Source organism: Loktanella sp. 3ANDIMAR09 (assembly GCF_001420005.1).
GTDB lineage: Bacteria > Pseudomonadota > Alphaproteobacteria > Rhodobacterales > Rhodobacteraceae > Loktanella.
This window is the reverse complement of the sequence record NZ_LJAK01000001.1, coordinates 344,502-365,477: the sequence shown is the minus strand read 5'-3', so window position 1 is coordinate 365,477 and position 20,976 is coordinate 344,502. Positions and strand designations below refer to the sequence as shown.

The following is a 20,976-nucleotide window of genomic DNA, read 5'->3' as shown; positions in this document are numbered from 1 at the left end:
GTGTTCGAGGTCGCGGGCGACATCCTGCTCCTTTTGCTATGCGCCGCCTTTGTTGCCGGGATCGTGGATTCCATCGCCGGTGGCGGTGGGCTGATCACGCTGCCGGTCCTCGTGCTGGCGGGTGCGCCGCCGGTGACGGCCATTGCGACGAACAAGGTGCAGGGCGTATTCGGCGCAGGTATGGCCGCGATCACCTATGCACGGGGCGGCCATGTGGATTTGCGCAGGCAGCTTTGGCCCGCAGTTCTTGCCTTTGGCGCGGCGATCATCGGTGCGCTGCTGACGTCCCGCCTGCCCACGGATGTGATCCGCCTTGGCCTGCCAGTTTTACTGATCGGAATTGCACTGTTTTTCGCGCTGAAACCCGGCCTGAATGACGTCGACCGCGCCCAGCGCATTGCACCGGGACTGTTTACGCTGACCGTCGTGCCGCTGGTCGCATTCTACGACGGGCTGATCGGGCCGGGGGCCGGGGCGTTCTACATGTTGGGGTTTGTCGGATTGGCAGGCTACGGCGTGCTGCGCGCAACGGCCCACACCAAGCTGTTGAACTTTGCCTCCAACCTTGGCGGCATCGCCACATATGCGCTGGTCGCGGAACCGTGGTGGATGGTCGGGCTGGCGATGGGCGCAGCCCAGATCGCGGGTGCCTGGGTCGGATCGAAACTTGCCATGCGGATCGGATCGCGCCTGATCAAGCCGGTATTGGTCACAGCCGCAACGGCGCTTGCCGTGCGGCTGCTATGGCAGATGTGGGCTTAGGCGTCTTCGGTCGGGCCGCCGGCCTCTTTCCAGTCGGGGACACCGCCAACATTGGTCACGTCGGCATATCCCATCTCTTTCAATGTCTTGCCTGCCAGTGCCGCCTGACCACCGGCACCACAGACAAGGTAGTATTTCCCGTCCGGTTGCATGAAATCCTTGTGGTAGGGGGACGCGGGATCGGCTGCGAATTCCATGAAACCGCGCGGCAGCCGCTTGGCCCCCTTGATCGTTCCGGTTTTCGCGATGTCGCCGCTGTCGCGGACGTCGATCCAGATGCCGCCGTCGTCAGAGGCATGCGCCTTGATCGCGTCCTCGGTCGGCATGCGGGTAATGACGGCATTGGCCGCGTCGAGATAGTCTTTTGCGGTTTTCACGGTGGAAACTCCTGTGCGTTATTCTCTGGACAGGACATAGCGCAGCGCCGGTCAAGTCCAGCGTCAGCGCATCAATCGCGGCAGCGTCCCGTTCAGACCGGCTGCTTCGCGGATGAAACCACGCCGCAGGCCGGGCAATGCGTTGATGACACCCATCCCCAGATCGCGCACCCCACGCAGTAGCGGATTATCGTTTGAAAACAGACGATTGAATGCGTCAGTCGCCAACGACAGCTTGACCGTATCGAACCGGCGCCACTGCTGGTAGGCCTCCAGCGAGGTGGGGCTACCGATATCCTGTCCGCGCTGGCGCGCGTCCTGCAAAACCTGCGCCAGGGCTGCCACGTCGCGCAGACCGGCGTTCAGACCCTGCCCCGCGATGGGATGAATCCCGTGCGCCGCATCACCGACCAGCGCCACACGTGCCGCGATCAGGCTATGCGCCATCGTCAGGCCCAGCGGATAGGTGAACCGGGTGCCCGCCAGCTTGATGTCGCCCAGAAACGACCCAAAGGCAGGTTTCAACACCTCGAGGAACGCATCATCATCGAGGTCCATTGCGGCACGGGCGCGGGTCGCGTCCTCGGACCAGACGATAGACGACCGGTTTCCCGTCAGCGGCAGGATCGCCAGTGGCCCGCCGGGCATGAAAAACTGATGCGCGATACCGTCATGCGGCAATTCATGTTCCACGGCGCAGACCATGGCAAGCTGGTCGTAGTCCCATCCCGTGCGTCCGATCCCCGCGCGCGAGGCCGTCCCGCTGCTGCGACCGTCACACCCCACCAGGACCTGTGCGGACAAGACATCGCCGTCGTCCAGCGTAACTGTGGCACGGGCCGCATCGACCGTTTGCGCCACAACCCGACGTCCCGTCAGATGAGTGATCCGGTCGCGGTCCATTGCGTCCAGCAATGCCGGGCGCAGGTGACGATCCTCGACCAGCCAGCCCATCGGGCCTTCTTCGATTTCCGCATGGTCGAAATGCATCATCCAAGGGGATGCGCCTTCGCCGGCACGGCCATCCGTCACCTTGATGTCCAGCATCGGCTGGGCGTTGTCCGCGATGGCGTCCCACAGCCCCAATCGGCGCAGCATCCGCACCGATGTCAGCGACAGCGCATAGGCGCGCCCGTCAAAATCGCGGTCCCGATGCACGTCAGGCGTCATGGCGTCGATGATCGTGACGCGCAGGCCCGCCTGCGCACAGGCAATGGCCAGCGCCGGGCCATTCAGGCCACCGCCCACGATGAGGATATCATTCTGATTGTTCATGCCGCTTGATATGGCCGTCCGCGCGGGATTGTCCATGCGGCACCGCACCGCTAGCCTGACCGTAACGCATGGAGGCTGTGATGGATGACTGGCGCTGGATGACGGCCGAGGCTTTGGGGAAATCCATTGCAGCAGGCGGTATCGACCCGATCGATTTGTGCGAGGTCTTCCTCAAGGCGATCGCGGAACACCCCGATGCGAAACGCATCTACACCACGGTGACCGAGAACCGCGCGCGCGCCGAGGCCAAAGCCGCCAGTGCGCGGGCCGCATCCGGGCTGCGGCGTGGCCCGCTGGATGGGGTGCCGGTCAGCTGGAAAGACCTGTTCGACAGCGCCGGAACCGTGACAGAGGCCGGCACCCGCATGCTGGCGGGCCGTGTGCCGGAGCGTGATGCGCATGTGCTGGAAAATGCGACCGCGGCCGGACTGGTCTGTCTGGGCAAGACGCATATGTCCGAAATCGCGTTTTCCGGGTTGGGCATCAACCCGATCACGGCGACACCGCCAAACCGGAACAACCACGACGCGGTGCCGGGCGGATCGTCTTCGGGGGCCGCCGCTTCGGTCGCCTTTGGATTGGCGGCGGCAGCCATCGGGTCGGACACGGGCGGGTCGGTCCGCATTCCAGCCGCATGGAACGATCTGACGGGGTTCAAGACTACCCATGGCCGTCTGCCGTTGGACGGCACCGTCCCGTTGTGCCTGACGTTCGACACCATCGGGCCGCTTTGCCGGTCGGTCACCGACGCGGCCCTGCTGGTTGCAGCACTCGAAGGCGCGCGCGCACCGGATCTGACCGCACCACGCCGCGATCTGAACCTTGCCATTCTGGATACGGTTGCGATGCACGACCTGGCCCCCGAAACGCGCACAGCCTTTGACGCGGCGGTCCGTGATCTGAAACGCGCCGGTGCGACCGTTTCGCACCTGAAATTCGCCCCGCTGGAAGAGGCCTTTGGTTTTGCCGGACCTCTCTACACGGCGGACGCATGGGCGTGGTGGCGGGACTTGATCACCGGCCACCCCGGCGTGATGTTCGGCCAGATCGAGGAACGCGTTACCGCCGGGCGCGATGTGACGGCAGCCGACTATATTTCCAACTGGACCCGCCTGCGCGACATTCGCACTGCATTCGCCACCGCTGCCGCACCCTATGATGCGCTGCTGATGCCGACAGCTTCGATCCTGCCGCCAGAGGTCGCACGCCTGATGGCTGACAACGACTATTACAAGGTTCAGAACCTTGCCGCGCTGCGCAACACACGCATCGCCAACCTGATGGACCTGCCTGCCGTGACATTGCCGACCGCAACCAAATCCTGCGGGATCATGCTGTGCGGCCAAAAGGGCCGCGATGATGCATTGTTGCGGGTTGCCCGCGCTGCGGAACTGGCGCTGGCCTAAAAGACACAATCCCAGCCCAAAGCCCTTTGCGGCCGCTGGACAGCGGGCATTGCAGGCGGCTAACCTGCTGATAAGCGGGACGCCATGATCCCGCATGAGAGGCAGTAACATGAAACCCCCGATGCGGTTTGCAGACCTTCCGGTTGCGACGTGGCCCCGTTTGCGTGGGCTGCTTGATGCCGTCCAGCCGGGCGACACACCGATCAACATGACCATCGGCGAGCCGCAGCACGCCTTTCCCGCATTTCTGCCCGATGCGCTGGCCGCTGAAATGGCAAGCTTTGCCAAGTATCCCAACAACGACGGCACACCCGTTCTGCTGGACGCGATCAGCCGCTGGCTGAACCGCCGCTACGGCGTGACCGTCACCGCCCCCGAAATCATGGCGCTGAATGGCACGCGCGAGGGTCTGTACAACGCCGCGATGGCATTGTGCCCCGAAACCAAGAACGGCCAGCGCCCGGTCGTCCTGACCCCCAACCCGTTCTATCAGGTCTACGCTGTTGCGGCTCTCAGCACGGGTGCAGAGCCTGTTTATGTGCCCGCGACCTCTGACACCGGGCACCTGCCGGATTTTGCCGCAATCGACGCGGACATCCTCGATCGCACGGCCATCGCCTATGTCTGTTCGCCTGCCAACCCGCAGGGTGCCGTGGCCAGTGGCGATTACTGGCGCGATCTGATTGCGCTGGCGGAGAAGCATGATTTCATCATCTTTGCCGACGAATGCTATTCCGAGATTTACCGCGACACGCCGCCCCCCGGCGCGCTGGAAATCGCCCGCGACATGGGTGCAGACCCCGACCGGGTCGTCATTTTCCATTCGCTGTCGAAACGCTCGAACCTTGCAGGATTGCGGTCGGGGTTCTGCGCGTCTGGCCCCGGCAACATCGCCCGTATCCGCGCGCTGCGCGCCTATGCCGGCGCCCCGCTTCCAGGCCCTATTCAGGCGGTTTCGGCTCTTGTCTGGGACGACGAGGACCACGTGATCGCCAGCCGCGCGCTCTATGCTGAAAAATTCGCCGTGGCCGACGAGATCCTGGGACATGTGCCCGGCTACGTCAGCCCGCCCGCGGGGTTTTTCCTGTGGCTACCCGTTGCGGACGGCGAACAGGCCGCGCTGCACCTGTGGCAGACCACCGGCGTGCGCACGCTGCCCGGGGCCTATCTCAGCCGCGATACAGCCACCGGAAATCCCGGTGCACCCTACATCCGGGTCGCCCTGTGCGGCCCCAAGACCGAAGTCGCCACAGGCCTGACCCGTCTGCGCGACTGCCTAAACCAGTGAGGACGAAACGAATGGCATCCTACCAGACCCGGCAACGCGACCCCCTTCTGGACAGTGAAACCCAGGCCGTTCTTGAACGTCGTGGCAAGGAATTGCTGGGATTGGGTCTGATCGTTCTGGGCCTGCTGACCGCCGCGATGCTGTTCAGTTATTCCCCTGATGATCCGTCATGGATTTCTGCCACACAGGCCCCGGTCAGCAATTGGCTGGGCGCACCCGGTGCGGCGATTGCAGCACCGGTCATGATGATCGTGGGTCTGGGCATCTGGGCGCTGCCGATGACGCTCTTGGCCTGGGGTGTGCGGTTCATGCTGCATTCGGGGTCCGATCGCGCCGGCGCACGGGTGGTTTTTGCACCGATCGTGATTGTCGTCGCGTCTCTCTATGCGGCCACACTGACACCGGGCGCGAATTGGCCGCCGAATTTCGGTCTGGGCGGTCTGTTGGGCGATACCGTTCTGGGCATGGTGCTGACGATCCTGCCTGTCAGTGCCGCGTTTTCGATCAAGGTCCTGACCCTGCTGTTGGCAGTCGCAACCGTGGCGCTGCTTGCCTTTGCACTGGGGTTCACGCGGGTCGAAATCCGCCATGGCCTGCGCTTTGTCATGCTGGGCACGGTGATGCTGTATGATACGGCTCTGCGGCTTTTGAACACCGGCACTCATCGCGCGGCCCAGGCAGCGGGGGCCGCCCGCAGCAACATGGCCGCCCGCCGCGAGGAACGCGCAGCACAGGCCCCCGCACAGGACGATGCGCGCGCCCGCGCCATTGCCGCAGTGCGCGCCAACCCCGGTCACGCCACCAGCCGCAAGATGCCGCCCATCATCCGCGCTGACGGCACGCGGGCCGAACCGCCACTGACGGGCGACGCCATGCATGCGCCAGAACCGGTGCCGCAGCCTTCGCGCAAGATGCCTGGACTAGGGTCTCTATTGCGACGCAAGGCACCAGAGCCCGAGATGATCGAAACCACCTTTGACGGTGACATCGACAGCCCGCCGCAGGACCGGATCAGCAGCCGCATTTCAGACGCAGTACGCGCCCGCACCATGCCGCCCGCGCCTGTCGTCTCGCCCGAGGTCACTGGCGTACGGATCGAGCCGTCCCTGACCCAGGGCCGCCGCCCAAAGGCGCTTGTTCTGCCAAAGGTGCCGCCTCTGACACAATCCGAACCTGACATGGACGCCTTCACGCTGACCGAGGAGGAGGAGGAGGACGACACGCTCGTCGAACCAGAGGCCCCGGCCGTCTATCAGCGCAGCCCCCTGCCCCGCGAAGAGGCCGCACCGCTGGTCGCCCAACCGCTGTTTGACCCGAACGCGCCGCGCGCAAACCCCGCAGAGCCGCGTCGCGCCGTCGTGCAGCACGAACTCAGCCGCAAGGTCGTCCCGTCCAAGCAGGCCCGCGCCGAGGCGCAGCCCGAACTGGCGTTCGAGGACAAGTTCGCCGCCTACGAGATGCCGCCACTGAACCTGCTGGCCGACCCCGCAGGTGTGCAGCGCCATGTGCTGTCCGATGAAGCACTGGAGGAAAACGCCCGCATGCTGGAAAACGTGCTGGATGATTACGGCGTCAAGGGCGAGATCGTCAGCGTCCGCCCCGGCCCCGTCGTCACCATGTACGAACTGGAACCAGCACCGGGGCTCAAGGCCAGCCGCGTCATCGGTCTGGCCGACGACATTGCGCGCAGCATGTCCGCCCTCTCTGCCCGCGTGTCGACCGTGCCCGGCCGCACCGTGATCGGCATCGAACTGCCCAACGAGAACCGCGAAAAGGTGGTCTTGCGCGAAATCCTGTCCGCCCGTGATTTTGGCGACAGTGCGATGAAACTGCCGCTGGCCCTGGGCAAGGATATCGGCGGTCAGCCCATTGTCGCAAACCTTGCCAAGATGCCCCACCTGCTGATCGCAGGGACGACCGGTTCGGGTAAATCCGTGGCCATCAACACCATGATCCTGTCGCTGCTGTACAAGCTGTCGCCAGAGGAATGCCGGATGATCATGATCGACCCCAAGATGCTGGAACTGAGCGTCTATGACGGCATCCCACATCTGCTGTCGCCCGTCGTAACAGACCCTAAAAAGGCTGTTGTGGCTCTGAAATGGGTCGTGGGCGAGATGGAGGAACGCTATCGCAAGATGTCGAAAATGGGCGTGCGCAACATCGACGGCTATAACGGGCGCGTCCGCGAGGCGCTGGCCAAGGACGAAATGTTCAGCCGCACCGTGCAGACAGGTTTCGATGACGAGACCGGTGAACCCGTGTTCGAAACCGATGAATTCAAACCAGAGGTCCTGCCCTATATCGTCGTCGTTGTGGACGAGATGGCTGACCTGATGATGGTCGCGGGCAAAGAAATCGAGGCCTGCATCCAGCGTCTGGCGCAGATGGCGCGTGCCTCTGGGATCCACCTGATCATGGCGACACAGCGGCCGTCGGTCGATGTCATCACCGGCACGATCAAGGCCAACTTTCCGACCCGGATTTCCTTTCAGGTCACGTCGAAAATCGACAGCCGCACCATCCTGGGTGAAATGGGTGCCGAACAACTGCTGGGCATGGGCGACATGCTGTATATGGCGGGCGGCTCCAAGGTAACGCGCGTCCACGGCCCGTTCTGTTCGGACGAAGAGGTCGAGGAAATCGTCAATTACCTCAAATCGTTCGGTCCGCCCGAATACATGTCAGGCGTGGTCGAAGGTCCGTCAGAGGACACGGAAAGCAGCATTGATCTGGTGCTGGGTCTGGGCGACGGATCTGACGCTGAAAACGCGCTCTATGACACGGCCGTGGCCATCGTCATCAAGGACCGCAAGTGTTCGACCAGCTACATCCAGCGCAAGCTGGCGATCGGCTACAACAAGGCCGCCCGACTGGTCGAGCAGATGGAAGACGAAGGTGTGGTCAGCGCGGCAAACCACGTCGGCAAGCGCGAAATCCTCGTGCCAGAGCAGCACTAGAATAGACCCTGTTCATAGGTTCAGAGACACATGTCCCCGCGCATCAGGCAGATGCGCGGGGACATTGCTGTCAGCCCAGGATTTGCTGCAAGCGCAGTGCGGCGATCCTGTTCACCTGTTCGCAAGCGGTCACGAATTCCTGCTCTTTGGTGTTGTTCAGACGTGTCTCAAAGGCATCGAGGATCGTGTCCTTGGTATTGTCGCGCACCGCAATGATGAACGGAAAACCGTATTTCTTGGTGTAGGCCTCGTTGGCGCGTTGAAACAGCGACCGTTCGGCGTCGGTCAGCGCATCCAGCCCCGCCGATGCCTGTTCCGACGTGCTGTCTGCGGTCAGGCGTTTGGCCGCCGCCAGTTTACCGGCAAGGTCCGGGTGTGCACGCAGCACGTCCAGCCTTGCTTCGGGCGTCGCGCGGCGGAACGCGCGGGCCATCAGGTTGGCCAGCCCCACGGGCGTATCATGGGCCGGGCTACGTTCCAGCTTGAACGCCTCTTCGGCGACCCACGGGGAATGTTCGTAGACCCCACCGAATTTGGCGACGAATGCGGCCTGATCCATCTGCGATGGACGCAACCCGGTTGGTGCGGGGTGATGCGCACGCCAGTGATCGGCGATCTGTGCGCGGGTCGCGAACCAGACGCCATCGTGGCTTCGCGCATGATCCATGAACTTGCGCAACGCCTCGATCCGGCCCGGACGCCCCGCCAACCGGCAATGCAGGCCAATCGACATCATCTTGGGCGCGCCTTCGACACCTTCGCGATAGAGCGCGTCAAAGCTGGCCCTGAGATAGTCAAAGAACTGATCGCCCGCATTGAACCCGTTGGGGGTCGAAAACCGCATGTCGTTGGCGTCCAGCGTATAGGGCACGACCAGATGATCCTTGCCGCCAAAGGTCTGCCAGAACGGAAGATCATCGGCATAGCTGTCGGCGAGATAGTCGAACCCCTCTTCGGCGGCCAGACGCATGGAATTCATCGAGGCACGGCCCTGATAGAAGCCGCGCGGACGTTCGCCGGTCACTTCGGTATGCAGGCGGACGGCACGCTGTATATGCGTGCGTTCCGTATCCTCGTGGGTATCCTTGTATTCAATCCACTTGAGCCCGTGGCTCGCGATTTCCCAGCCAGAGGCCTGCATGGCGGCCACCTGTTCCGGCCCGCGGGCCAGGGCGGTCGCAACCCCGAACACGGTCACCGGCGTGTCATGCAGCAGGCGATGCAGCCGCCAGAATCCGGCACGCGCGCCGTATTCGTAAATCGTTTCCATGTTCCAGTGTCGCTGCCCGGGCCAAGGCACCGCACCGGGAATTTCCGACAGGAATGCCTCTGATGCAGGATCGCCGTGCAGAATGTTGTTTTCGCCGCCTTCTTCGTAGTTGACGACGATCTGAACGGCGATTTTGGACCCGTTCGGCCATTTGGGGTCGGGTGTCCGGGCACCATAGCCGATCATGTCGCGGGGGTAGGTCATCTGCGGTCTTTCCTCAGGGGCGGCATTTCATACTCTGCCACGCCGCACACCGAAGCAAACAGAAATCCGCGCAGCTTGCCCCGGGACGCAGCCGCGCACCGGGGCAAGGGCAGATCAGTTACCGCGCGCGTTGTTTTCCGCGATGATGTTGAACTGGCGATCGGAAATCGCGGCACCGGGACGCAAATCGTTCAGGATCACGGTCGTGGTTTCACCCACTTCGTCCGTGACGACCCACTGGCGCAACTCGACCGGATTGGCGGTGAATACCATCTGGATGTTGCCGTATTGCGGGTTGTCGGGATCCTGCGCCGTAATCGTCGTGGTCGTCCCGTCCGAGGTATGCCCGGTCACCATGCGGGCCCGCCCCAGATCAACGTTGTCGGCCAGGATGATCGACAGCGGCGTCTGGTTCAGCGGATAGCGTTCCGCGGGTCCGTTGGACCGCGGATCAAAGATGGCGACGGACCCGCCGCCCGCCATGACCAGGCTGTTGTCGGGTGCGTTGTATTCAAACCGGATGCGGCCCGGCCGCTTGATATAGATCTGTCCGGTCGACAGTGTGCCGTCGCCGTTGATCTGCGTGAAACCGCCCGTGGCTGTGGTCAGCTGGTTCAGATAGGCCGACACCTGGGCCAGCGAGAGCTGCTGCGCCTGTGCCCCCGTTCCCACCAAGGCGGCCGCGGTCGCGGACAAAAGAAGCGTGCGTCTGTTCATGGTCTTAACCTTTATTCGACTTGGCCCACGACATAGGTCGCGGTCTCACTGTTGGAAACCATATCGGGTCTGACATGCGATAGCGCCACCCCGTCAGCGTTTATCCGCGACATGGAACCAGCGGCGGGGGCCGCGCATTGAGTGGTCAACGGCGGCATCGCCGCAAAACTCAATTTAGGAGCATGACATGCCAGAAGCATTTGTCGCAGGCCTTGACGGCCAGACCCGTGAAAAAGTCATCAACATTCTGAACGACAACCTGGTCGAGATGCAGGCGCTGAACATGGCGGTCAAGCAGGCCCACTGGAACCTAAAGGGTCCGGGTTTCATCGGCGTGCACGAATTGCTGGACGATGTTGCCGCACGTCTGCGCGACGGCATCGACACCATCGCAGAGCGCACCGTGATCCTGGGCGGATATGCCCGCGGCACGCTGGAGGTCGCAGCCGACAAGGCCAAGATGACGGCATATCCGGTCGAACTGACGGACCTGAAAGACCACGTAGCAGAACTGAAATCCCGTTTTCTGAGCGTCGGTGAACAGATCCGCGCCGCAGCATCGGCCGCCGAAGAGGCAGGCGATGGCGACACCGAGGATTTGTTTGTTGAAATCAGCCGCACGCTGGACAAGGACGCGTGGTTCATCGGGGCCAACAGCACCGTCTGACCCGCAGCGGATAACCCCCGCCCGTCAGGGGCGGGGGCATTTGTTATCTCTTGCCGCAGGACCGCAGCTGACGATCATAGAGCAGCGCACGCTGCTCGACCTCGCCGGCGATGCGAATAAGCCAGCTTTTGCTGCGCCAGGTGCCGCGTTTGAAACCTGACCGGCCATCATGATAGGCCAGATACTGATTGCGGATGTCGTACATCGGCACACCGGTTTCGGCCACGGTCTTGGTCATGTACCATCCCATGAAATCAGCGGCATCGTGGATATCCTCGCGTTTGGATCGCCGGCCACCCACCTCGTTCTGGTATTCTTCCCATGTGCCATCCAGTGCCTGGGAATATCCCAAGGCAGAGGACTGACGACCGATGGGAATCACCCCCAGCGCATATTGATGCGGCGGCCGGTTGTTGCCGATGAACTTACTCTCTTGGTAGATCATCGCCATCATGCCCGGCATCGGCACGCCGTATTTCTGCTCTGCCCTCTTGAAGGCACGGCGATATTCAGGCCGCTCCGTCAAGATGGAACACGCGTTATCAAGGTCGCGCGGTGCCGAAAACTCTCGGCTGCCGCAGCTGCCAAGCAATACCAAGAGCACCAGTGCGCGAAAGAAACTGCTCATACGCCTCTCGCTTTTGTTTGTTTTTTTACAGCATAGCCCAAAATCAGCCGTCTGTGAACGGTTCAAACCGACGTCACCGATCACAATCAACGCATCCGCGCTGATCCGCCGACCGACGATAGACAGACTGTTTCTGCTCAATTGCATGGCCCCCGATGGACTTTTGCCACGGTTTGGGCGTATTTGTGCCTTCAAGGGGGCGTTCGTTATGTATAAAACACGCGCAAAATACTATCTGGGCCAGGTTGTCCGTCACCGCAAACACCCCTTTCGGGGCGTTGTGTTCGACGTGGACGCCAGCTTTTCCAACACGGATGCGTGGTACGAGGCGATCCCAGAGGATTCGCGCCCTGCCAAGGATCAGCCCTACTACCATCTTCTGGCCGAAAACGACCGCAGCTTTTACGTGGCCTACGTGTCAGAACAGAACCTCGTCGCGGACTATTCTGGCGAACCCGTGGACCACCCCGACGTCCCGGACCTGTTCGGTCCGTTCGAGGACGGGGCGTATCCACTTCAGGTTCAGCTGAATTAATACCCCAACGCGCAGCCGTCCTTGCGGGGATCCGATGCGCCTTCCAGCACACCGTCGTCACGCAACTTGATCGCCTGCGCCCCGCCGATCGCGGTTTCGGGAATATTCACGTCGTGCCCCATGTCCGACAATTCGGCACGCACAGCATCGGAATAGCCGCGCTCGACCTTGAGCCCGTCAACATCTGAAAACGCACGGGGCGCATCCAGTGCAGTCTGCACGTCCAGACCGTAATCCGTGATATTCGTGACGAACCGCGCATGACCTGTCGATTGATAGGCCCCACCCATCACGCCGAAGGGCATCAGCGTTTTGCCGTTTTGTTGCAGGATGCCCGGAATGATCGTGTGCATCGGACGCTTGCCCGGACCACCCTCGTTGGCGTGACCTTCGGTCAGGCTGAAACCGGCACCGCGGTTCTGGAACAGCACACCGAATTTGTCGGACGCGATGCCGGACCCGAACCCGTGGAACACGGAATAGATCAGCGACACCGCCATGCGGTCCTTGTCCACCACGGTGATATAGATGGTGTCCTTGTGGATCGCCTCGACCGCTGCACGCTGGGGTGCCTGCGCCCGTTTCGGGTCGATCTGGGCCGCCAGTTTCTGCGCAGTGTCCATCGACAGCATATGGTCCAGACGCGTCATGTGGTCGGGATCGGACAGGAACCGGTTACGGGCATCATAGGCCAGTTTCGTCGCCTCGGCTTCGATATGCACACGCTGCGCACCGAACGGGTCCATCGCTGCCAGATCGAATTGAGCGAGGATGTTCAGCAACAGGATCGCGGTGGCCCCCTGTCCGTTTGGCGGGTGCTCGAACAGATCCAGCCCGCCGTAGGCCCCGTGGATCGGGTCACCGTAATCAGGCGTATTGTTCGCAAAATCGTCCAGCGTATGCGTCCCGCCCGCGGCGTTGAGCGCGGCCACCATGTCCGCGGCGACCTCGCCTTCATAGAAACCGGCGCGCCCGTCCATCGCGATGCGCCGCAGAACCTCGGCCTGGCCCGGCGCGCGGAACATCTGCCCGACCTTCGGAACCGCCCCGCCGATGAGGTATTTGTCACGGGCAACCCCTTGCAGACGCGGTGCGTCCAGCGCCCAATCGAACGCCACACGCGGGGCGACGGGAACACCCGCTTCGGCATAGTGAATCGCGGGAGCAAGGGCTGCTTTCAGACCCAGCTTGCCCCAATCCGCTGACAGCCGGCAAAAGGCGTCGATGGCACCCGGTACGGTCACCGCATGGGCGCTGGCCACAGGCACGGTCGCATGCCCCTGATCGCGCAGGGTTTGCGCCGAAAACCCGGCAGGCGCACGACCGGAACCGTTCAGCGCGATGATCCGATCCTCGCCAGGCGGTGTCATCAGAACAAAGCAGTCACCACCGATGCCCGTCATCTGAGGTTCGCAGATTCCCAGCAACACAGCGCCGGCAATGGCCGCGTCCACCGCATTGCCGCCAGCCTCGAGCATCTGAATGGCAACCTTGGCCGCCAACGGGTGCGACGTGGCACACATCCCGTTCTCGGCATAGACTGCGGATCGGCCCGGTTTATGAAAGTCGCGCATCGGTTTCCCCCTCTTTTCTCCTGAGGAACCTGAGACAATTCACCAGCCGGGGCAATCACTGATCTGAGAAAGATGCGGCACCGCACGACCGGGTGGGGGCTAGGCTGTGCGGTGCCGCAAGAAGCTATGCAGCTTGTGGAACACGGATGCCCCTGCAACATGTCAAAGACATGGCGGCGTCTGGGCTGTTTGCGGGCTTTTTCCGCCCTGCGATTGGCGCTAGGACGACAGAATGAAAACTGTTGATTATGCCGCCCTTCACCAGACCGTCGCGTCCCTGACCACGGGCGAAGACGACACCGTAGCCCTGATGGCCACTGTCGCCTGCGAGGTCCATCATGCCGATGACCGGTTCGACTGGACCGGGTTCTACCGCGTGACGGGTCCCGAACTTCTCAAGATCGGACCCTATCAGGGCGGTCACGGTTGTCTCGTGATCCCGTTCAGCCGCGGGGTATGCGGTGCTGCTGCGCGGACAGGGCAAGTGCAGCTTGTCCCCGATGTCGATGCATTCGACGGACACATCGCCTGCGCATCATCCACGCGGTCAGAACTGGTCCTGCCGGTCTACGACCGTGACGGCACGTTGTTGGGGGTTTTCGACATCGACAGCGACCAACCCGACGCCTTTTCGCAGACAGATGCAGATCAGATGGCCGCACTTCTTGCGGCGGTTTTTGCGCGCTGACCGCGACCACGCGTCCATTGTGATCGCGCGGTCCTGTGGTAATGGCGACGATGCAGCCGGATCGGCCGCCTGCACCGACGGAGTTCACAGATGACCGACATCGTTCTACTGGACGGCGGATTGGGCCAGGAGCTGACCCACCGCGCGCCCGAAAAACCGACACCCCTTTGGGGAACAGAGGTGATGCTGAATCACCCCGGACTCGTGCAGCAGGTCCACGGTGACTATTTTGCGGCCGGGGCAACCATCGCCACGACAAATACGTATGCCATTCACCACGACAGGCTGGACGGCACCGCCCATGAAGGCAAATTCACAGAGCTGTTGCAAAATGCACTGACCGAGGCAAAAGCCGCGCGCAACGCGCATGGATCGTGCCGCATTGCAGGATCGATCGGACCGCTGATCGCCAGCTATCGGCCGGACATTCATCCACTGCCGGACAAAGCGATCCCGCTCTATGCGGAAGTGGCACGCCAGATCAGCGCGGATTGCGACCTGATCCTGTGTGAAACCGTTGCATCACTTGATCATGCGCGATCCGTTCTCGCCGGTGCTGCCGTTGCGGGCCTGCCGGTCTGGATGGCAATCACCGTCGATGACCGCGATGGAACCAAACTGCGGTCAGGCGAACCTGTGGCCGATATTCTGCCCATCGCCGTGGCGGGCGGTGCCGAGGCATTGCTGATCAATTGCTCTTCGCCCGAGGCGATCCACCAGTCGATCGCCGTCCTCGCAAACGGGACGCTTCCGTTCGGGGCTTATGCTAACGGGTTTGAAAAGATCACATCGGCCTTTCTCGAGGACAAACCGACCGTCGATGCGCTGTCCAGCCGTGATCTGTCGCCACAGGCATATGCCGATCACGCGCTGCGCTGGATTGCGGCAGGCGCCACGATCGTCGGCGGATGCTGCGAGGTCGGCCCAGCCCATATCGCTGCGCTGGCCAATGCGATCCGGGACGCGGGTCACACCATCGTCTGAATGCAAAAGTGGCCGCCCATCGGGGCGGCCACGCATTTTCCAAATTTTCGCGAAAATTTGGGCGCGTCAGATTTTTCGCGAAAAATCTGTCTACTGGTCCTGCGAGATCATCCCGACCTCTTCGCCACCCAAGGCGTTCAGACCCTTGAGAATATCAATCGCGTAAGCGAGCTGATAATCCTCTTCGCGCAGCTGCGCCGCAGCCTCTGCACGGTCACGATCAGCCTCGATCTGTTTGATCTCGTCATCCGTCAGGCTGTCGTTATCAAGCGAGCCGCGCAAACCCGCCTCTGTCCGCTGGGGCAGATCGCTTTCTTCGGTTTCGGGTTCCACGGCAGCGCGGCGGGGCTGTTCCACGATGATGTCGGGCGAGATGCCCAGCGCCTGGATCGACCGGCCAGACGGTGTGTAGTAGCGCGACGTCGTCAGGCGCATGGCTCCGTTGCCCTGCAACGGCACAACGGTCTGCACCGACCCTTTGCCGAAACTCTTGGTGCCGACGACGATCGCGCGGCGATGATCCTGCAAGGCACCGGCCACGATTTCCGATGCGCTGGCAGACCCGCCGTTGATCAGCACGACGATTGGCAGGCCTTCGGCCAGATCACCTTCGGTGGCGTTGAACCTGTCGCTGTCGGCCAGGCTACGACCGCGGGTCGACACGATTTCGCCTGCATTCAGAAATGCGTCGGACACGAACACGGCCTGATTCAGCAGGCCGCCGGGATTGTTGCGCAGGTCCAGCACGACGCCATCAACATTCTCGATTCCGCCTGCGGCCTCGATCTGTTCGGCCAGCCCCTCTTCCAGGTTTGGATAGGTCTGGTTGTTGAACGTCGTGATGCGCAGAACGACGGCCTTGCCTTCGGTACGGGCGCGCACGGCGGTCAGTTTGATCGTGTCGCGAATGATCGACACGTCAAAAGGTTCGGGTTCGTCCTCGCGGACAACGGTGATGATGACTTCGGACCCGACGGGACCGCGCAGCAGTTCCAGTGCCTCGTCCAGGGTCAGGCCCAGCAGACTTTCGCCATCGACTGTCGTGATGTAATCGCCCGCCTGCATGCCTGCGGCATCGGCCGGGGTACCGTCCATTGGCGATACAACCTTGACCCAGCCCTCTTCTTGCGTGACCTCAAGACCAAGACCGCCAAATTCGCCACGGGTCTGAACCCGCATGTCAGATGCATCATCCTCTGACAGATAGGACGAATGCGGGTCCAGCGATGTCAGCATGCCGTTGATCGCGGCCTCGATCAGCGCCTTGTCGTCTACATCTTCGACATACCCCTGCCGGATCCGTTCAAAGATATCACCGAACAGGTCCAACTGCTGATAGATGCTGCCGTCGCTGCTGGTCGTCTGCGCGAGCACGGGACCCGCAAACTGTGTCGTCGCCACAAGCCCCACCAAGGTGCCGCCCGTCGCTGCCATCATCAACTTTTTCATAGCGTGTCCTATCCTCGGTCCAGCGCGAACCATGTCGCGGGGTTCACCGGACTTTGCCCGTCTCTGACTTCGAGATAAAGGGTCTCAGAGGCCGCAGGCCCGCTGGGCCGGTCCGTTTCATTCAAAATGTCGTCAATCGCGGGTGCATCGCCACCCAACAGCCCAACAGGCGCGCCGGCTGGCAGGATTTCGCCCACCTGCGTGTAAACCTCGGCCAACCCGCCGATCACGAACATCACGTCCTGTGCGGGTTCCAGAATCACGACGTTGCCATAGTCCAGCAGCGGCCCCCGAAACAGCACCGTCGCGGCAAGCGGCGTGGTGACCAGCGCACGGGGCCGGGCGGCGAGGATGATACCGGGGCGGCTGATCCCGGCGGCATCCGGCGCGTTGAACCCGCGCAGCAGTGTGCCCCGCACCGGCAGCGTCAGGCTGCCGTCGGGTTGCACGACAGGGGCCGCGTCGCCGGTGTCGAAGGTCTGCGCCAACCCGTCGGCGAAACTGTCCAGCGTATCGGTGCTGGCAATCAGTAGCGCCGTCTGGATCGGGTCGTCGGTGAACCGCCGTGGCAAATCGGTCCGGTCTGATATGGCCTCTGACAATGCGGCACGGGCGGCCTGCGCGCCCTCCAACCCGCTGGCCAGCGTATCCAGCGCGGTTTCCTGTAAAGCCTGCAACAGCGCCAGTTCCTCCAGTTGCAGGCGCAGGTCCTCGACCCGGGTTTGCAACGCGGGCGTCACGTCCGCGACCATCATGCCGGCGCGTGCCGTGCCCAGCGCACCGGTTGGGTGCAAAAGCAGCAACGGGGCTGGCGCGTCACCGATCGACGCGAGGACCCCCAGCAGGCGACTGATCTCGACGCTGCGGCTGTCCAACTGCGTTTGCAGCGTATCCACCCGGATCGCGACACGACGCAGACCGTCACGCAGGGCGACCAGACCGTCCTCGTAGGATTGCACGGTTTCGGTCAGAGCACTGACCTGATTGCGCGCGGTTGTCGCCGCCTCGAGCTGGGCGCGTGCCGCCGTCAGACGATCCGCGGCCTGCGCCGCGGCGTCCGCAGGGGATTGCGCCGCCAGCGGGCTGCCCATCAGCAGCAGGATCAGCGCCAGCCAATGCATCAGTCGATCAACGAACGGCCGGTCATCTGGGGTGGCTGGTCCAGTCCCATCAGCGCCAGCAACGTGGGGGCCAGATCCGCCAGTCTGCCATCGTGCAGCATAGCCCCGGACGGACCGCCCACCATGATGACCGGCACCGGATTGATGGTATGCGCCGTGTGCGGCCCACCCGTTTCGGGATCAATCATGGTTTCGCAATTGCCGTGGTCGGCGCAAACGATCATCGCACCACCTGCGCGGTCCAGCGCCGCAAGAACCTGGCCCAGACCACGGTCAACGGATTCGCAGGCGGCAATGGCCGCATCCAGATCGCCCGTATGCCCCACCATGTCGGGGTTGGCGTAATTGGTGACGATCAGATCGTACCCTTTTTCAATGGCACCGACAAAGGCCTCTGTCACCTCGGCCGAGGACATTTCCGGTTGCAGATCATAGGTCGCGACCTTGGGTGATTTCGGCATGAAACGGTCCTCGCCTGTCTCCGGCTCTTCCTTACCGCCATTGAGAAAAAAGGTGACATGCGGATATTTCTCGGTTTCGGCCAGCCGGAACTGGGTCAGCCCGTGCTGTGCCACCCAGGCCCCCAAGGTGTTGACGATATCGCGTTTCGGGAACACCGCGTCATACCACGCGACGTGACGATCCGAATATTCGACCATGCCCAGCCGCGCTGCCAGTTGCGGCAGATCACGCGCGAACCCGTCGAAATCGGGGTTGCCGATCGCCTCGAGGATTTCACGCGCGCGGTCTGACCGGAAATTCAGGCAAAACAGACCGTCGCGCTGTTCAAAGCCCGCATAGTCCCCGATCACGGTGGCAGGGATGAATTCATCGGTTTGTCCGGCGGCATAGGCATGTGCCACGGCATCCGTCGGGTTTTCAGCCGTTGCACCACGCCCGCGCACCATCGCGTCATAGGCGGTTTCGACCCGTTCCCAGCGATTGTCGCGGTCCATCGCGTAATAGCGGCCGATGACGGTTCCGATCCGGGTGCCCGCGGGGACCGCATCCAGCAGGTGCGCCATGAAATCCGCCCCGGATTTGGGGGCGACGTCACGCCCGTCGGTGATCGCGTGAACGACGACAGGGACACCGGCGTCGTGCAGTACCCGCACCGTTTCGATCAGATGCGCGATATGACCGTGCACACCGCCGTCGGACACCACACCCATCAGGTGCGCACGTCCGCCGCTGTCCTGCAATGTCGCGATAAAGCTGCGCAGCGCGTCCTGCGCGGGATAGCTGCCGTCCTCGATCGACAGATCGATCTGCCCCAGATCCATCGCCACCACGCGGCCCGCACCGATATTGGTGTGGCCCACCTCTGAATTGCCCATCTGGCCACTGGGCAGACCTACATCCGGGCCGTGGGTCGTCAGTTGCGCACGCGGACAGGTGGTACTGATGCGATCAAAATGCGGGGTATTGGCGAGCGCGGGCGCATTGCCTTCGCGTGCGTCACGGTCGCCCCAGCCATCAAGGATGCACAGCACTACGGGTTTCGGCACGGATCGGGTCATCGCGGGTCTCCTTTTGCACAAGGACGTAACGTAACCGACGGCGGGGGAAAATGCCCCGCGTCGCATCAGCTGCCGTTTAACCTAGGCGCGGTGGTATGGCGAGCCGGTGAGAATGGTCGCAGCGCGGTAGATCTGTTCGGCCAGCATGACCCGCACCAGCTTGTGCGGCCAGACCATCGACCCGAACGACAGCAGCATGTCGGCCTCTGCCCGCAGGCCGGGGTCGATGCCATCGGCGCCCCCGATGACAAAGGCCACGTCACGACCCTGATCACCAAAATTGCGCAGCCGTTCGGCAAAATCAGGCGAGGTCATCGGCTTGCCGCGCTCATCCAGCGCGATGATGACCGCCCCCTTGGGAATGGCGCGGCGCAACAATTCCGCCTCGGCAGTCATGCCAAGCGACTTGCGGTCCTCGACCTCGATTTCAGTAAGGGGTCCCCACCCCAACCGGCGCGCGGCGGGGGTGAAGCGGGACATGTAATCGTCCGTCAGTGCCCGTTCCTCGGAACGCGACACAAGGCGGCCGACCGCGCAAACGGTCAGCTTCATCAGACGGCGGCGGTGTCCGCGCCGGGCATCCACATCTTTTCGAGCTGGTAGAATTCGCGCACTTCGGGGCGAAAGATGTGAACGATGACATCGCCGGTGTCGATCAGAACCCAGTCGCCGACATCCTTGCCCTCGACCTTGGACAGCACGCCGAATTTTTCCTTCATGCGGGCGACCAGTTTTTCGGCCATGGCAGAGACCTGACGGGTGGACCGACCGTTGGCAATGACCATCCAGTCACCCATTTCGGACTTGCCGCGCAGGTTGATTTTCACAACCTCCTCGGCCTTGTCGTCGTCCAGCGATGTCAGGATTGCGTCAAGCAGTTGGTCAGCGTTGTAGGTTGCACCGGTCACAGTGCGATCCTCGCGGGTGGCAGTGTGTGCTGCCGGGGTGGATAAAGACAGTTCATCGTCCTCCGAAGAATGGCACCGGTTTCAACCGCCCCGGTACTTGGCGTGCGTCCAATCTAGACCCGGCCGTGTAAAAATTCAACGACCGTGGTTGACGCGGACGGCAGGGTGTCGCCCATCCGCCAGCCTACTCCTGCGAAACGGGTGCGGTGTATTCCCCGACCCGCAATGCAAAGATGCGCCAGGCCCCGCCCTCGTTCACGAATTCCATGTCGAACGAAATGGCACGGTCGTCCACCGGAATATAACCCGACAGCCGCATCGCGCTGTTGTTCAGCGCACTTGTCGCGCGTTGCAGGACGGGGTCCACGACCAGCGCCTGAAGCAGGTTCAGCCGTTCGCTGCGCACACGGGCAAACGCCATGGCAAGGTCGGTGGCGTCATTTTCCAACCGGAATTGCGCCGACCCGTAATCGCGCAGCACGGTGTAATTGCCCGTGGCGTTGGCCTGCGCCAGCGCGGTCAGCGCATCGCGCACCAGCGCAACGGCAAAGCTTTGCTCGACATCCTGCGCCTGCGCGGGGGCCGGGGCCACCGCCAGCGAAACGGCGAACGCCGCAGCATATAGCCACGGCGTCACACCTTT

20 protein-coding genes are annotated in these 20,976 nt (G+C 62.7%); 8 read left to right on the top strand and 12 right to left on the bottom strand.

The annotated features are described in order from the left end of the window. A complete protein-coding gene (locus tag AN189_RS01845; RefSeq protein WP_056030088.1) occupies positions 1-762 on the top strand; it encodes a TSUP family transporter in 762 nt (253 codons plus the stop codon). Here AN189_RS01845 and AN189_RS01840 read toward each other — a convergent pair. Beyond that, complete coding sequence (locus AN189_RS01840; RefSeq protein WP_056030085.1) at positions 759-1,139, bottom strand: rhodanese-like domain-containing protein; 381 nt, start codon at positions 1,137-1,139, stop codon at positions 759-761. The two genes, AN189_RS01845 and AN189_RS01840, sit on opposite strands and share 4 nt — an antisense overlap. 63 nt (positions 1,140-1,202) lie before the next feature. After that, positions 1,203-2,414, bottom strand: coding sequence for a UbiH/UbiF/VisC/COQ6 family ubiquinone biosynthesis hydroxylase (locus AN189_RS01835; RefSeq protein ID WP_253279524.1), 1,212 nt, complete (start codon positions 2,412-2,414; stop codon positions 1,203-1,205). Between the two features lie 68 nt (positions 2,415-2,482). Here AN189_RS01835 and AN189_RS01830 point away from each other — a divergent pair, with 68 nt between their 5' ends. The 3 genes from AN189_RS01830 (at position 2,483) to AN189_RS01820 (ending at position 8,068) form a co-directional block, all read left to right on the top strand. Then, positions 2,483-3,820: an amidase gene (locus AN189_RS01830; RefSeq protein WP_367379425.1), complete on the top strand. Its 1,338-nt coding sequence runs from the start codon at positions 2,483-2,485 to the stop codon at positions 3,818-3,820. A gap of 109 nt (positions 3,821-3,929) precedes the next feature. After that, positions 3,930-5,108 carry an aminotransferase class I/II-fold pyridoxal phosphate-dependent enzyme gene (locus AN189_RS01825; protein ID WP_056030079.1) on the top strand — a complete coding sequence of 393 codons (1,179 nt, stop codon included), beginning with the start codon at positions 3,930-3,932 and terminating at the stop codon, positions 5,106-5,108. A gap of 11 nt (positions 5,109-5,119) precedes the next feature. Then, positions 5,120-8,068, top strand: a complete 2,949-nt coding sequence (locus tag AN189_RS01820) for a DNA translocase FtsK (RefSeq protein ID WP_056030076.1) — start codon at positions 5,120-5,122, stop codon at positions 8,066-8,068. 70 nt (positions 8,069-8,138) lie between these two features. On the opposite strand, the gene puuE is transcribed toward AN189_RS01820, so the two are convergent. Together puuE and AN189_RS01810 are read right to left on the bottom strand one after the other, a co-directional pair. Continuing rightward, on the bottom strand, positions 8,139-9,542 hold the full coding sequence (gene puuE / locus AN189_RS01815; protein ID WP_056030073.1) for an allantoinase PuuE: 1,404 nt from the start codon (positions 9,540-9,542) through the stop codon (positions 8,139-8,141). Positions 9,543-9,656: 114 nt separating this feature from the next. Then, positions 9,657-10,259, bottom strand: coding sequence for an outer membrane lipoprotein carrier protein LolA (locus AN189_RS01810; RefSeq protein ID WP_056030070.1), 603 nt, complete (start codon positions 10,257-10,259; stop codon positions 9,657-9,659). A gap of 187 nt (positions 10,260-10,446) precedes the next feature. Between AN189_RS01810 and dps the strand changes: the two genes are divergently transcribed. Beyond that, a complete protein-coding gene (gene dps, locus AN189_RS01805; protein ID WP_056030067.1) occupies positions 10,447-10,926 on the top strand; it encodes a DNA starvation/stationary phase protection protein Dps in 480 nt (159 codons plus the stop codon). Between the two features lie 43 nt (positions 10,927-10,969). Here the strand turns inward: dps and AN189_RS01800 are convergent, their stop codons facing one another. After that, a complete protein-coding gene (locus tag AN189_RS01800; RefSeq protein WP_056030064.1) occupies positions 10,970-11,554 on the bottom strand; it encodes a transglycosylase SLT domain-containing protein in 585 nt (194 codons plus the stop codon). 208 nt (positions 11,555-11,762) lie between these two features. Here AN189_RS01800 and hspQ point away from each other — a divergent pair, with 208 nt between their 5' ends. Further along, on the top strand, positions 11,763-12,089 hold the full coding sequence (gene hspQ, locus AN189_RS01795; protein ID WP_056030061.1) for a heat shock protein HspQ: 327 nt from the start codon (positions 11,763-11,765) through the stop codon (positions 12,087-12,089). Here the strand turns inward: hspQ and AN189_RS01790 are convergent. Then, positions 12,086-13,663 (bottom strand): gamma-glutamyltransferase family protein, encoded by a 1,578-nt coding sequence (locus tag AN189_RS01790; protein WP_056030058.1) that lies wholly within the window; start codon positions 13,661-13,663, stop codon positions 12,086-12,088. The two genes, hspQ and AN189_RS01790, sit on opposite strands and share 4 nt — an antisense overlap. Positions 13,664-13,895: 232 nt before the next feature. Between AN189_RS01790 and AN189_RS01785 the strand changes: the two genes are divergently transcribed. Beyond that, positions 13,896-14,351, top strand: a complete 456-nt coding sequence (locus tag AN189_RS01785; RefSeq protein WP_056030055.1) for a GAF domain-containing protein — start codon at positions 13,896-13,898, stop codon at positions 14,349-14,351. A 90-nt stretch (positions 14,352-14,441) separates the two neighbouring features. After that, positions 14,442-15,335 carry a homocysteine S-methyltransferase family protein gene (locus AN189_RS01780; RefSeq protein ID WP_056030052.1) on the top strand — a complete coding sequence of 298 codons (894 nt, stop codon included), beginning with the start codon at positions 14,442-14,444 and terminating at the stop codon, positions 15,333-15,335. 90 nt (positions 15,336-15,425) lie between these two features. Here AN189_RS01780 and AN189_RS01775 read toward each other — a convergent pair whose 3' ends face one another. The 6 genes from AN189_RS01775 to AN189_RS01750 all read right to left on the bottom strand — a co-directional run bounded on the left by AN189_RS01775 (position 15,426) and on the right by AN189_RS01750 (position 20,970). Beyond that, positions 15,426-16,784, bottom strand: coding sequence for a S41 family peptidase (locus AN189_RS01775; RefSeq protein ID WP_056030049.1), 1,359 nt, complete (start codon positions 16,782-16,784; stop codon positions 15,426-15,428). A gap of 8 nt (positions 16,785-16,792) precedes the next feature. Then, positions 16,793-17,905, bottom strand: a complete 1,113-nt coding sequence (locus AN189_RS01770; protein WP_056030045.1) for a murein hydrolase activator EnvC — start codon at positions 17,903-17,905, stop codon at positions 16,793-16,795. Next, positions 17,905-19,425, bottom strand: coding sequence for a 2,3-bisphosphoglycerate-independent phosphoglycerate mutase (gene gpmI, locus AN189_RS01765; RefSeq protein WP_056030042.1), 1,521 nt, complete (start codon positions 19,423-19,425; stop codon positions 17,905-17,907). The genes AN189_RS01770 and gpmI overlap by 1 nt, the downstream gene beginning before the upstream one ends. Before the next feature lie 81 nt (positions 19,426-19,506). After that, a complete protein-coding gene (gene rlmH, locus AN189_RS01760; RefSeq protein WP_056030039.1) occupies positions 19,507-19,977 on the bottom strand; it encodes a 23S rRNA (pseudouridine(1915)-N(3))-methyltransferase RlmH in 471 nt (156 codons plus the stop codon). Then, the gene (gene rsfS / locus AN189_RS01755) at positions 19,977-20,333 is read right to left on the bottom strand and encodes a ribosome silencing factor (RefSeq protein WP_056030037.1); all 357 of its coding nucleotides are present in this window, start codon (positions 20,331-20,333) and stop codon (positions 19,977-19,979) included. The genes rlmH and rsfS overlap by 1 nt, the downstream gene beginning before the upstream one ends. A 184-nt stretch (positions 20,334-20,517) precedes the next feature. Beyond that, positions 20,518-20,970: a hypothetical protein gene (locus tag AN189_RS01750; protein WP_172794835.1), complete on the bottom strand. Its 453-nt coding sequence runs from the start codon at positions 20,968-20,970 to the stop codon at positions 20,518-20,520. Positions 20,971-20,976 lie beyond the last annotated feature (6 nt).

What these genes read in the sequence shown, in the direction of transcription:
- AN189_RS01825 (WP_056030079.1), top strand. Translation starts at nt 3,930, where the DNA reads ATGAAACCCCCGATGCGGTTTGCAGACCTTCCGGTTGCGACGTGGCCC.
- AN189_RS01820 (WP_056030076.1), top strand. Translation starts at nt 5,120, where the DNA reads ATGGCATCCTACCAGACCCGGCAACGCGACCCCCTTCTGGACAGTGAA.
- puuE (WP_056030073.1), bottom strand. Translation starts at nt 9,542, where the DNA reads ATGACCTACCCCCGCGACATGATCGGCTATGGTGCCCGGACACCCGAC.
- AN189_RS01830 (WP_367379425.1), top strand. Translation starts at nt 2,483, where the DNA reads ATGGAGGCTGTGATGGATGACTGGCGCTGGATGACGGCCGAGGCTTTG.
- AN189_RS01790 (WP_056030058.1), bottom strand. Translation starts at nt 13,663, where the DNA reads ATGCGCGACTTTCATAAACCGGGCCGATCCGCAGTCTATGCCGAGAAC.
- dps (WP_056030067.1), top strand. Translation starts at nt 10,447, where the DNA reads ATGCCAGAAGCATTTGTCGCAGGCCTTGACGGCCAGACCCGTGAAAAA.
- rlmH (WP_056030039.1), bottom strand. Translation starts at nt 19,977, where the DNA reads ATGAAGCTGACCGTTTGCGCGGTCGGCCGCCTTGTGTCGCGTTCCGAG.
- AN189_RS01835 (WP_253279524.1), bottom strand. Translation starts at nt 2,414, where the DNA reads ATGAACAATCAGAATGATATCCTCATCGTGGGCGGTGGCCTGAATGGC.
- AN189_RS01780 (WP_056030052.1), top strand. Translation starts at nt 14,442, where the DNA reads ATGACCGACATCGTTCTACTGGACGGCGGATTGGGCCAGGAGCTGACC.
- gpmI (WP_056030042.1), bottom strand. Translation starts at nt 19,425, where the DNA reads ATGACCCGATCCGTGCCGAAACCCGTAGTGCTGTGCATCCTTGATGGC.
- AN189_RS01800 (WP_056030064.1), bottom strand. Translation starts at nt 11,554, where the DNA reads ATGAGCAGTTTCTTTCGCGCACTGGTGCTCTTGGTATTGCTTGGCAGC.
- AN189_RS01785 (WP_056030055.1), top strand. Translation starts at nt 13,896, where the DNA reads ATGAAAACTGTTGATTATGCCGCCCTTCACCAGACCGTCGCGTCCCTG.
- AN189_RS01770 (WP_056030045.1), bottom strand. Translation starts at nt 17,905, where the DNA reads ATGCATTGGCTGGCGCTGATCCTGCTGCTGATGGGCAGCCCGCTGGCG.
- AN189_RS01810 (WP_056030070.1), bottom strand. Translation starts at nt 10,259, where the DNA reads ATGAACAGACGCACGCTTCTTTTGTCCGCGACCGCGGCCGCCTTGGTG.
- AN189_RS01775 (WP_056030049.1), bottom strand. Translation starts at nt 16,784, where the DNA reads ATGAAAAAGTTGATGATGGCAGCGACGGGCGGCACCTTGGTGGGGCTT.
- hspQ (WP_056030061.1), top strand. Translation starts at nt 11,763, where the DNA reads ATGTATAAAACACGCGCAAAATACTATCTGGGCCAGGTTGTCCGTCAC.